Genomic DNA, 12,731 nt, shown 5'->3' with positions numbered 1-12,731 from the left:
TAAAATCTGCTCAGTGCAAAAAGAATTTACCCCTAAGATGTTTAGATTCGTATCATAATCAAATCCTCGAATGTGAAAAATGAATGTTTCTATGTTTCTAGTGTACTAGAGTGGATGTTTTAAATAGTTAAAGGAGTGATAGATATGTCATTATCAGTAACCTATGAACAGTATGAGAAAGCAGAGCGTCTGCTTTCTTGGAATACTGTAAAAGATGTATGTAACGGTAAGGTTTTTCCTAATTGGTTAGATAAAGGAAGCCGTTTTTGGTATCAAAGAGATATACAAAAAGAAAGTGAACGCGGCAAACAATTTGTATTAGTTAATCCACGATTAAACACTAAAGAATCCGCTTTCGATCATGCTAGGCTTGCAGAGTCTCTCTCAAATATAATTAACCGTCAGGTCGACCCAGATAACCTTCCCTTCAATTCCTTTACTTATATCAATGAAGAGAAAGCAATTCAATTTGAAGTAGATGAATCCACGTGGATTTACGATTTAGCTAAATACCAGTGCAAACAAATCAGGACTAAAAAAGTACCTGCGCATGAACTTCGATCCCCTGACGGGCGCTGGTCTGCGTTTATCAAAGGATATAATTTATTTGTACGTTCTTTAGAAACAGGGAAAATCATCCAACTAACTCATGATGGTACGCGATACTATGATTATGGTATTCAACCGGAATCAGAAATTTCCGCTGTCGTTAAACGATTATATAATCCTAAAATTCCACCAGCAGCACTCTGGTCACCGGATTCCAAACAAATCTTGACGCACCGGCTTGATCAACGCAAGGTACGAAAAATGTCTCTTCTACAGTCAGTTCCTCCTGAAGAAGCAAAGCCGCCTGTTATCCATTCGTATCGTTATCCACTAGTCGGAGATAAACACCTTCCATTAGCCCAATTTGTAATTTGCGATATTGAACAGCAATTGATGATTCAATTGGATACAGAACCTATGATTACGGGATTAGTATCACCGCTCAGTCCTAGTTGTCAAACAGCTTTTTGGACAAACGACAGCGACTTTGTTTATTTCACAAAAATGTCTCGTGACTATCGATCTATGCAATTTGTTGTCGCTAATGCAAAAACTGGTGAAATTCAAACTTTGTTAGAGGAGAAAAGTGAGACTTTCCTATTTACAGATCTCTACAACATCAAAAGTGGAAAAGGTATAAATGTCCAATGGTTATGCCATGATAACACTTTTATTTGGCATTCCGAGCGTGACGGATGGTCACACCTTTATCTTTATGATAGTCGTACAGGAAGACTTAAAAACAGAATTACCTCTGGATCCTGGACAGTCCGTCGATTAATTGGTGTTGATGAACAAAAAAGTTGGGTGTATTTTACTGCTAGCGGCCGAGAGCCGGGACGGGATCCTTATTTTCAGCATCTTTATCGAGTTCGGCTAGATGGATCAGACTTAGTGCTCCTTACACCTGAGGATGCTGAGCATGACGTGTTTATTTCTCCTGATTATTGTTTTTTTGTAGATACTTTTTCACGTGTAGATATACCACCTAAATCTGTATTGTGTTCAACCGATGGAAAATTAGTTTGTGAACTGGAACAAGCTGATATTGAACTTCTCTTATCAAATGGATATCAAATACCAGAACGTTTTACTGTCAAGGCTGCCGATGGGATGACTGATTTGTACGGAGTATTGATTCCTCCTGCAAGCACAAACACAGAGTGTAAGTATCCCATCTTGGATTATATCTACGGTGGTCCTCAACTACTCCACACGCCAAAAGAATTCATTTGGGGAGGGGAGTATTCAGTAGAACAACCGATTGATCTAGTCGGCGGTGCCCAATCTTTTGCACAGCTTGGCTTCGCCGTTATTCTAATGGATGGAAGAGGCACACCTTACAGGTCAAAGGGCTTTCATGATTTTTCTGATGGGAATCTGGAATGGTCTGCAGGAATTGAAGATCATGTAGTAGCTATTAAGCAACTTGCGGAACAGTATCCTTTTTTAGATTCAGAAAAAGTAGGTATTTACGGCGAATCTGGAGGTGGATATGCAGCCGCTCGAGCTATACTGACTTATCCGGATGTGTATAAGGTAGCAGTATCTGGGTGCGGGAACCATGATCAACGCTTATACTTAGCAGCTTGGGGAGAACGATTTCAAGGACTTTTCAATTCAGAACTATACCGTGAACAAGATAATACTAGATTGGTTAAGAACCTAAATGGAAAGTTACTTTTGGTAACAGGAGACCTGGATGATAATGTCCATCCTGCTTTAACCATGCGAATGGTAAATGCTTTGATTAAAGAAAACAAAGACTTTGACCTACTGATTCTCCCTAATCGGCAGCATGGGATTTCTGTAGATGTTTACTTTATACGTCGACGATGGGACTATTTTATACGAAATTTAATGGGAGTAGAACCACCAAAAGAGTATGCGATTAAAGATCCTATGTTTCCAGGATGATGAAGATACTCAGTCCTGGCTTAAAAGATGAAAATGCTAAGCTAAAAGATAAAGTAGCTCCATGGGCTGAACAAGCGGTCAAAACGGTAGTTACTTTAGAGTTATATGGTCCCGAAGTGACGAAATATCGAGATGGCGCGGTAAGATATTATGCGAAAAGAAATATGACCCACCAGGAAGCAGCGGCTATGATTACCAGAGCTTTTCACAAAAACTTTGGCAACTAAACCATATATAACTGAATAACTAATCCAGCATAAAATTGAAGTTTGGATACCCTAGGCTACTACTATTATTGGCCCAGCAAAATAAAAAAGGTCAACTAGAAAATCCGGTTGACCTTATAATTTAATCACACCCGTTAGCTCAGTACGTTTACTTGCCTCATTATTTTTTTCATATGTGTAACTGTTGCATATCCCCTTCTAATTTTTACTTTCACCTTTAAGGATAAAAGACTTTTATAATTCCATGTATTATAATAACAATTTGTGAATTTCTTCAATATTTAGACCAGTGAATTTTGCAATGTCTTCTAACGGCATATCATTCTTATGCATACCACGAATTAATTGTATTTTTCCTTGTTCACTCCCTTTTTCTAAGCCCTTTTCTAGCCCCTCCTCTAAACCTTCTTCACAAGCATGCGCTATTTTAGCTTGTTCATCTAGAAGTACTTTCTCACGAACTTCATACGCTGTTCGGAATGTAGAATCATGGCTTATATTCTCCCATTTATTCATTGCCTTCTTTAAAATTGGATCTTGATTCATCGTAATCTCCTCCAATGTTTGAGTTAAATGTTCGTCTTCATGTGCTGGCAGTAATAACATCCAACGAACAAACGCATTTTCCCACGGATTCACTTTTTCTTCATGTCATTATTTTACAAGTTTTGGTATTTCTGAAAAATGTATTTCAATGTCATCACTTAAGATTTGTTGCGTTTTTGTATTCCATAATTGTTCGATAGTTTGAAATGCTTCATCGTGAGAAAACAAAATAAAATCTAATAAATCAATCATTTCTAAGTTTCCTTCTCTCCTATATCTAACCTCTTCACATCAGAACGTAACACCACCGTACCTACTTCAAAATTTGTTAAGGACTGTTAGATTTCTCCTATGTCTGAAATTTATTTTATTAATTTAATATGGTACGTGAAATTATCTATGATAATTGTATTTTTTTGATGGGAGAATGAGATTTTACTATTTTGCTAATGAAGAAATCTGAAAAAATAAAAAAGACACCTATAATGTGCCTTTTTCTGACTTGATAACCACTTGAATTTTATTAATATAAGTGCTAGACTCCCGTCCAATTACCATTTTACCATATCTATCTATATTGTGTGTTGAGAAAATGAATTCAGCACATTACTTTGTTAAGGGAAATTACGTTTTACTCTCTTTTTTCTTTATGCACTTTTTCGGGTTCTGGTGCAGATATATGAAGAAGAACATGGATGGTAGTAGGTTCTCGTATTTTATGCTATAAGTCCAAACACTTGAGGAATAAACTCTTTCTGATTTTGAACAGACTTGTCTTGTAAAATAATTTTCTCTTTTTTATCATATGCATCGCTTCTATTCCAGAAAGAATAGCCTTGGTAGTACGAAAAGATTTCAATCCAACCATATTAGACATAAAGCTTTGAAAATTAAAAGAGTGTGTCGTTAATACCAATACTGGTATAATCCAAATCAATAGTATGGAACCTACACCAAAATAGATAGATCTTTTCTTCCATTTAATGTGCTTAAACCATAAGGAAGCCCCAAAAACTAAAAGCGAAATTAATATAACGATAGAGAGTAAAACAAAAATATAATCGAAAATTGAAGGTACACTTGCATGAACTGTACCATCAATATAATCCCCGGTTCCCTTAAATAAAGATACGAACCAATCTGTAAGCCAGGAAATATCAAATGGTAGATCTTCGCTTTTCGTTTTAGGAGAAGCAGCGGAATACAACACCTCCAAATCATTCATCCCCTTTCTGAAAAATACAATATCGCTAGTATAAGGATATATATTTTTCTTCTATAAACTAAGAAAACAGGAAAAATATATTTGAATAAGTAATTAATTTTTTAAAATCTGTCTCTAAATCAAAAACAAAAAAGAGCTGTAAATTTACCATTATAGCTCCTATTTCTAAAAATTCATAAGGTTGTCTATTTCATTTTATTTCAGCTAATTCTTTTGCTAAATATCGATAAGCAATGTCAAAATACTCTTGTTTCCCCCAACTTTCTGCATTCCCAATCACTACGAATACCTCTTTTGCTCTACTTGCTGCAACATTGAGTAAATTTGGCGTACTAGAAGCCCATTTTAGTGGACCTTGTTTTTGATTATCTACTCCTAATACAAAAATAACCATTGGTGCCTCTTTCCCTTGAAAAGTGTGCACAGTCCCAATTTCAATATTTTCATACTCTTTCCCAGGTAGTTTTTGTTGTTTTAGTTGCTTTAATTTTTGAACAACACTTACAAAAGGTGAAATAATATAGCAAGATTTATCTGGGTTATCTTGCGAGAATTTTTTTGCAATCTCAATTGCTTTTTCACCTTGTTCGGGAATAAAGTGATTTCCTGACCCATATGTTTTCCCACCTATATCTAACCATTGGCTAACATATTGAGGCTTACTTTCTTTACTTTTAGTATCCGTTAATCCGTAGAACATTTTACCTTGATACGTTGTTTCATTACATATTGAAAACATTGGATTTTCACATCTTCTATGAACACGCAGAGGTGACCCTAACCATGTTTTATTCTGATTCGAGTCAATCATCTCGCCTCCATATCTATTATTAAGATCAGCAAACTCTTGAACACTGACTTCATTTCTAGTTAAACGATAATAGAAATTATATTGCTCATTTATTCCAGCACTGTCATTTGCAATTAGTTTAAGTTGGTCATCACTTAATGTAACGACAGGAGGAATTTGCAAGGGATCTCCTACAACAACAACATTCCTAGAGCGCCAAATCGCACCTATTGCAGATTGGGGAGTAGCTTGGCCTGCTTCATCAATAAACAACCAACCTATATCCTCCGTCTTTAAATCTTTTAAAAACCTTGCAATGGAAGCAAATGTTGATGAGATAATTGGAGTGAGTAAAAATACAGTATCAAACATAGCTTGAATGAAATTGTCTCTTTGGGCTTCGTTAATTTGAGAATCAAGATTTCCTTTTTCTTTACCGCCTAAAAAATAGGTTTTTGCTAAAGATAAGTTCTTTTCAATCCTGCCTTGATTTGCAATTAAAAAAGCATTATATTCACTCATTAACTTTGCAAAAAGTTTACTCCGCTCGCAATTCATCCGCTCATTTTTGTTTTCACCGTCGATATTCACAAATTGTTCCTCTGATGTTTGCCACTTCTTTTCATTAACATTATGAAAGACATCATTCTCTTTTACCGTAGCTATCTTTTTTAGCACATTTTGTTCTAATTGTTTAAATGAATATACGTTTTCATGCTCTAAATCGCCAACACGCTGTAAATCCTCTGTAATTGTAGTGAAGTATTCCTTTATATTTGCAGTTTTCCCCATTGCCGCAGAAATTTTCCCCCAGCATTTTTTCTCTTTGTCGAATCCCAAGAATTGATAACCGTTTTTCAGTAAATCTTTATCTTTTGGTAAATCCACACTTATATTTTCAACTGCAGAATTATTATTAGATGTTACTAAAATACGATACTCCTTAAGTTTAGGGTGAAAGGAATAATAATAATCTTCTTGTCCCTCCGCAAATTGCACTTTTGAGAATACATCTGTGGCCTCTTTTAGAAACTTTACTTTTTCAAATAAAATATTCGCAAATACGTCTTTTAACAACGTCGTTTTACCTGTTCCCGGTGGCCCATTAACAGAAAAAATAAAGCCATTATCTTCTTTTGATTTTGCAATAATAAGATTTAAAGCAACCTGCTGCATGAGTCCTAATGGAAATTCCGAGGGCCATCTCGTAATTGGTATTTTTCGTAATATGCTCTTCATTTCACTTATACTTTCATTCTTAAATAAATCCACCCTCTCACCTGAGTTTTTTAATGCTTCCCAGTTACTTAAAGATAAATAGGTTTCTAAAGCTTTACCAACAGAGCTATCTTTAATTTCATATTTTACTTTTTCTAAATCATTTATATAAAAACTGTTTACGCCTACATGTTCTTTATATGTTAGACGGACATATTTTTCATATTCTTTTTCACTGCAAAACCGAAATACACCATCTTTATCGAAATGTCTCTTTGAAATATATGATTGCAATATGCTTTGAATATTCCGGGTCAGCTCTTCCCAATTTTTAAATCTGATATGTATATAATTGATATCTTTTTCTAAAGAATCTTGTTCTTTTAACCCACTAAATTCAAGCGTTTTGTCTTTTTTTCCATAATTATCACTTTCAATTACAGATGATATCGTATTGATTAAATCTGATTCTAGCTCCTTTAGACTCTTCCCTGTACGTAGAAAGTACTTCACAATCGGACTAACCACCACACTAGATTCGAGCGAGGTATCAGGGATTAGCTTAAGCATCTGATTTAGTTGAATATGGATCAAAAAACTATTCGGGTCCTTTTGGAAATCAGTAAAACTCGCTTTTTGCTTAGATTCATTCGAGAAATACCTTAATACTTCATTTTTTACTACTGGTAAATAAAATAATGACGCATTATTATCTGCAAGATATTTTCCTTTTGCGCTATTTCCTTTTTTTTGAAGGAATATTTGCATATCCTGATGTGGAGTTCCATTAGGATTGATAAAATCTGGTATATGAATATTAGGTTCTTTGTGAAAAAAACTATTAAATGAATGCATAGTTATAGACTCTTTATCGCAATTCATGAAATTGAAATGCTCTAATTCAATAAAATAGTTAAGTGTTTTTGTTGCCGTCTCTTTATAATTCGTTTTTTCTTTATCTGTATCTTTCCTTTTGTTTTGAAAAAAGAATGGAAATATTTTCTTTAACCCTTTCATTATTAGCCTCCTAGTAGCAGAATTTACCTAAATTATACTTAGATTATTTAATACAATTCTTTTTCTTTCAATTATTTGTATGGATATTCATAATTGATTTTTTATATAAAATATATCTTTTCCCGGTTCTAGGATAATGTAAGTAATTTGTCAAAATGAAAAAAGACCCGTTTGTGAGGTTTGGTTTTGATAATAAAAAGGTGCTTTCATGATTAGAAAACACCTTTTCAGTCTACTACTTTATTTTAATAGCCAATACTTTTTACAAATACACTCTCTAATTTTTTTCGAAAATGAATACCTAACGTAATGGCTACAATGATTATCGCTCCGAAGATAATTTTCCCAATGTGCTGTCCAAGCACTTCAAATATATCATGTAAGTTTCCTCCTAACCAATAGCCACCGATTAAAAAGAAAGATACCCAAAATAGAGCACCAGAGTAGATCGTTATGGCAAAACGACGGAGGGGTAAATTAATAATCCCTGCAAAGTAACCAGTAAAATGACGTACACCTGGGACGAAAAATCCAATAAAGATAAGGAAATATCCATATTTATCAAACCACATTCTCGTTAAATCAATTTTTCTTTGTGTTAAAAATACATATTTTCCATATTTCTGTACAAAAGGCATACCAAGTTTATTGCCTAAAAAGTACTGAATTGTCATCCCAGCGCTTGTACCAATAAATGATAAAATAATTAAAAGCGGTAATTCTAAATCTCCTTTATGTGCCAAATAACCCGCATACACTAACGTCGGCTCCCCCGGAAACGGAAATGCAATATATTCTAACAATGTTCCAACAAGTACTACATAGTAGCCATATTGCTGAAATAATTCATAAACCCATTCCATGTTGTTTTCTCCTTTTTTTCTACAGCATTAATTACGTACAATAACTAGTGATTACACTGGCGTTCGTAGGAATCTCGGCATTTCAATGCTGAGTAGTTTCAAACCTTTACTGAGAGCGATAATTAAGAAAATAGAAGTTCAACCTAACCATAAAGGTATAAAGCGGAAAACCGTATCACAAATGAGGGATACGGTTTTTACTATTATTTAAAAATAATAACAGTATAAAATACATTAAGTTTTGCCTTCATTGAAGCCAAATGCTTCGCCAATCAATTTTTTAATAGACTCATAATCTTCTTTAACTAGACTTCTGTATATTACTTTATCCATCTTTGTAAACTCCCTTTTATATAAGTAAATTTTCATTTCGTATGTAAATATCTTATTATAATAATAATGTCTCCTCTAAGAGGAGAGTCAACGGTAATATTAGAAAAAATATAAAGGAAGTGATTAGGGTGAAAAACTTATTTTCTATTGGAGAAGTTGCTAAAATAAAGGACATTACCATAAAAGCGTTAAGATATTATCATAAAATGGGATAACATTAATGCAAAAAAACGATATTCTTTTTGTAGGAATTTACAGAAAGAATATCGTTAGACCCAAACTACTCTTAGATTACTAACAACAAAAGACAAGCCTATATGCTAAGTGGTTTTTGACTACAGTATTCAAAAACGCATAGGCTCACGCCTAAGAACATTCATCTCTCACCTAAAATTGTTGTTTCACACCTTCACATTTTTGAAGAAGGAGTCTTCTGTCGAAACATGATAAATTGTTTTGAATTACATCATAATCTGTCATTGAACTGTCCATGTAGATCTCTATGTCTCTATCAAATGATTTTTGTATTAGAACCTGATTTTTTTACCTTTGATATTTTTTCCAGTCTTAAAACCGATTTAGAAAATTCTAAAAATACATTAAGGATCTTTGAGAAACTAACTTTCTTATAATTATGCTTGCTATTTCCTCGATGTTTTCATGTAGAAAGAAATGCTTACCTTCAAAAGAGTGGAATGTACACATTTTATTTGTGTATTGCTCCCATTTTTTCACCTCTTCATATGAAGTTAATTCATCATTTTTTCCATTTAAGATCAGAAAATCAATGTCACATACTTGTATATTATTATTATGTATATATGTCTCTACGATTTTAAAATCCGCTCTTAGAATGGGGAGAAAAATTCCCATTAATTCTTCTGATTGAAACACCTCGGATGGTGTACCACCCATAGCAATAACTTCATTTTTAAATTGTTCATTAGATAGATTGTGTCGGATATCTTTTATTTTGCTATTTGGATGATTTCTACCAGACAAAACAAGAAACTCAGGTAATACGTCATTGGAAATTTGTATTTTCCTGGCTAATTCATAGGCGATCAAACTTCCCATGCTATGTCCATATAGAATATATGGTGAATTATTTAGCTGCTTAATAATAATTTTATAGACATCATTTACAGCCTCTTCAATACTATGATAAAGGCTTTCTTCAATTCTATATCCCCTACCGGCTAACTCTATAGGGATTACTTCAATAAATGGATTAAAGTATTTTTTCCATTTTGAGTAATTAAACGCAGATCCCCCAGCATGTGGCAAACAAAAAAGTTTAATCTTCGTCATTACTGTCTCCTTCGATTAAAATTTGTTTATATTCTGGCAAATTATATAAATATCTTTAATTATTATCTCCTTTGGTAACTCATCTAGTGTTGCACAAGCAGACATCTTATAATTAGGCTCAATATTATATTGTCTAAAGTGAAAATTTCGAGGTATGTTCTTGTATGAAATTGAATTTTGAGCTTCTTTTTTTATGGAGAATGAATTTAACGGGATATAAAGCCCCTTCCCAATAGTTTTTATATAACTTTCTTTTAACGTCCAAAGATCAAAAAAATAACTAATTTGTTCATCAGAATTTATATTAGATAAATCATGAAATTCTTCCTCTGAGAAGAATTCTTGTGCTAATTTAAGAGCGTCTATTTCTGAAATTTTTTCTATATCAATACCAACATTTGAATTAGCAGTAATACAAACCACCCATTCTCCTGAGTGCGAAATATTAAAATGAAAATCAGAAAAATTTTTAACAAAAGGTTTTCTGTGCTTATTATATACAAATTTAATTTCGTCATTATTAATTTTATATTTTTCACAGATTAAAGCACGGACTAACAAATCTCCTATCAAAATCCTATTAACATCGTCCAATTTTATTAAACGCTTTATTCGTTCTCTTTTCTCATTTGAAATCAAATTACTAAACTGATTAAACAAATCATTATCAATATTCTTTGGTATTTTTACAGCGTGAATTCGTATTATAAATCACTTCCTTTTTAGAGATGTAAAATCTTATGTATTACGTAACACCCTTGAAATACATATAAATCAAAAGAATTGTATATTTACATATTAATGTAAATATACAATTCTCACCTGGAAATATAATTAAGATACTCGGTTCTGGTGCAGAAACTTCAGGGTAATTGCATCATAATCTGTCATTGAACTGTCCATGTATGTTTCTATGTCTCTATTGCACCAGAACCCTATACAGTGCTGCTATTGATATATTCGTAATGTCTCAAATTTGATGTACAGTCATTAAGCGGCTTTTTTTGCATTCACATCACTATTCACAAATAATACCTTTGATAGTGAAAATTTATGTTCATAAAGTTGTATCTTTCTAGACACTCTACTTTGTGGTTAACGAAAGGTACGCTCCCTCTATCCCTTCTAATTCATTTACGAGACATTTGGCTATCTTTTCCACTGCTGGGGAGAAGACAATCTCTTCGTGCGACCCAGGCACCGAATACTTATTCACTTTCCCCTGTAATAACGGCCTCCAATCCGTGAATAAATCTCTACCTTCTTCAGCACTGAAGTAGATGACCTCCCCAAAATATGGCGTTAAAACATGTTCTACCATTAAATTTAGACCCTTCCTGTGGGCATTGATAATCTGCTTTAGACTCGTAAGATCCGCATCAGGCAGGAGCACTCCTTCCACGATCAACTGATCAACAAGCATGTCCTGTTGATGAACGAGTTCTTCTCCCTGCTCTACTAGATCTAAATGGATGAAATGCTTCAATATATAAGAAAGCATATCATCCTCTGTCTTGTGATCCTGTTCTGAAGGTACCTTGGTATCCATGAGTACCAACATCTCAACTTCTTCTCCCTGGTTCCGTAGTATAGTTGCGATTTCATAGGCGATGGCACCGCCCAGAGACCATCCTCCCAGACGATACGGCCCCTCTGGCTGAACTCGCTTCATCTCCTCGATGTAGAGTTGAACTACTTCCGACAAAGTCAACCCGTCCATTCCTTCTTTCTCTACGAGAGGATTCTGTAGACCATAGAATGAGCAGTGATCCTTGAGTAACCTTGCTAGCTGAATGTAACAGAATACATTACCCATAAACGGATGAACACAGAAGAAAGGCCTTTTCTCTGACTCTTGTAATGGAACCAGAACCGATAACGATTTTTCCATACCATGATTGTCACGGATGAGACAAGCGATTTCTTCCACTGTCGGGTTCTCAATCAGTGCGGACACCTTAATCTCTTTTCCAAATTTCTCTCTGACCTTTGAAATCAATTTGATTACCAGGAGAGAGTGCCCCCCTCTATCGAAGAAATCATCGTTTACATGGACATCTTCTATCTGTAGCACATCCTGCCAGATTCTAATCAGCTGATACTCGATTTCATCCCGTGGGATAATTGGTGTAGAAAAGGTACTTTCTTTTTGAATCGTTAAGCTGTTCAGTGCCTTTCGATCAACCTTCCCATTTGTTGTAAGCGGAATCGCGTCTACCTCAATAAAGTGTGCAGGAACCATATAATTCGGTAAATGTGTTTTCAGATGCTCCCACCATTCATTTACACTTCCTTCACCAACTACATAAGCTACCAATCGTTTGTCTCCTGGATGATCCTCTCTTACCAGTACAACAGCTTCTTTTACGGACAAATGCGCCTGCAAAGTTGCTTCAACTTCTCCCAGTTCAATCCGAAAACCACGAATTTTTACTTGGTCATCCATACGACCATGGAACTGGAGATCACCGTCAGGAAGATAACTTGCTTTGTCCCCAGTGTAATAGAGACGTTCCCCTGACTTAAACGGATGCGGAATAAATTTTTCCTCTGTGAGTTCCGGACGATTAGCATAGCCACGAGCCAGGCTCTTTCCTCCGATATAGAGATCTCCAATCACACTCACTGGCACCGGCTGAAGGTGAGAATCTAACACATATACTTCTGTATTCGCAATCGGTCGACCAATCGACGGAGTACCTGTTGTCATTCCTACAGGCACATAACAATCAGTG

The 12,731-nt window shown here is 34.6% G+C and carries 7 protein-coding genes and 4 pseudogenes; 3 read left to right on the top strand and 8 right to left on the bottom strand.

What is annotated here, in order from left to right; all coding sequences use genetic code 11:
- The first annotated feature begins 144 nt into the window (after positions 1-144).
- Both C564_RS0124380 and C564_RS0124375 read left to right on the top strand, forming a co-directional pair.
- Positions 145-2,466, top strand: a complete 2,322-nt coding sequence (locus tag C564_RS0124380; RefSeq protein WP_018767189.1) for a S9 family peptidase — start codon at positions 145-147, stop codon at positions 2,464-2,466.
- Entirely contained in the window at positions 2,466-2,693 is a 228-nt protein-coding gene (locus tag C564_RS0124375; RefSeq protein WP_231382358.1) for a hypothetical protein, read from the top strand. The genes C564_RS0124380 and C564_RS0124375 overlap by 1 nt, the downstream gene beginning before the upstream one ends.
- A 249-nt stretch (positions 2,694-2,942) precedes the next feature.
- Here C564_RS0124375 and C564_RS33770 read toward each other — a convergent pair.
- From C564_RS33770 to C564_RS32595, 5 genes and pseudogenes are all read right to left on the bottom strand, one after another.
- Positions 2,943-3,488, bottom strand: a pseudogene (locus tag C564_RS33770) (Rpn family recombination-promoting nuclease/putative transposase); the annotation flags it as partial.
- Between the two features lie 467 nt (positions 3,489-3,955).
- Positions 3,956-4,455, bottom strand: a pseudogene (locus C564_RS0124365) (hypothetical protein).
- Positions 4,456-4,654: 199 nt separating this feature from the next.
- Positions 4,655-7,489, bottom strand: a complete 2,835-nt coding sequence (locus tag C564_RS0124360) for a DEAD/DEAH box helicase (RefSeq protein WP_018767184.1) — start codon at positions 7,487-7,489, stop codon at positions 4,655-4,657.
- 245 nt (positions 7,490-7,734) lie between these two features.
- On the bottom strand, positions 7,735-8,352 hold the full coding sequence (locus C564_RS0124355) for a DedA family protein (RefSeq protein ID WP_018767183.1): 618 nt from the start codon (positions 8,350-8,352) through the stop codon (positions 7,735-7,737).
- A 246-nt stretch (positions 8,353-8,598) separates the two neighbouring features.
- Positions 8,599-8,685: pseudogene (locus C564_RS32595) on the bottom strand (GNAT family acetyltransferase); the annotation flags it as partial.
- Between the two features lie 98 nt (positions 8,686-8,783).
- On the opposite strand from C564_RS32595, the pseudogene C564_RS36385 reads away from it, so the two are divergent.
- Positions 8,784-8,897 (top strand): annotated as a pseudogene (locus tag C564_RS36385) (MerR family DNA-binding transcriptional regulator); the annotation flags it as partial.
- Between the two features lie 376 nt (positions 8,898-9,273).
- Here the strand turns inward: C564_RS36385 and C564_RS0124345 are convergent.
- From C564_RS0124345 to C564_RS32590, 3 genes are all read right to left on the bottom strand, one after another.
- Entirely contained in the window at positions 9,274-9,996 is a 723-nt protein-coding gene (locus C564_RS0124345; protein WP_018767182.1) for a thioesterase II family protein, read from the bottom strand.
- 15 nt (positions 9,997-10,011) lie between these two features.
- Positions 10,012-10,695, bottom strand: a complete 684-nt coding sequence (locus C564_RS0124340; RefSeq protein WP_422109954.1) for a 4'-phosphopantetheinyl transferase family protein — start codon at positions 10,693-10,695, stop codon at positions 10,012-10,014.
- Between the two features lie 385 nt (positions 10,696-11,080).
- On the bottom strand, positions 11,081-12,731 hold a 1,651-nt coding region (locus C564_RS32590), incomplete at its 5' end, for a thioesterase domain-containing protein (RefSeq protein ID WP_018767180.1).

Source organism: Bacillus sp. 105MF (genome assembly GCF_000374885.1).
Lineage (GTDB): Bacteria > Bacillota > Bacilli > Bacillales > Bacillaceae_G > Bacillus_A > Bacillus_A pseudomycoides.
The sequence above is the reverse complement of the archived record's forward strand: the minus strand, read 5'-3'. Positions and strand labels throughout refer to the sequence as shown.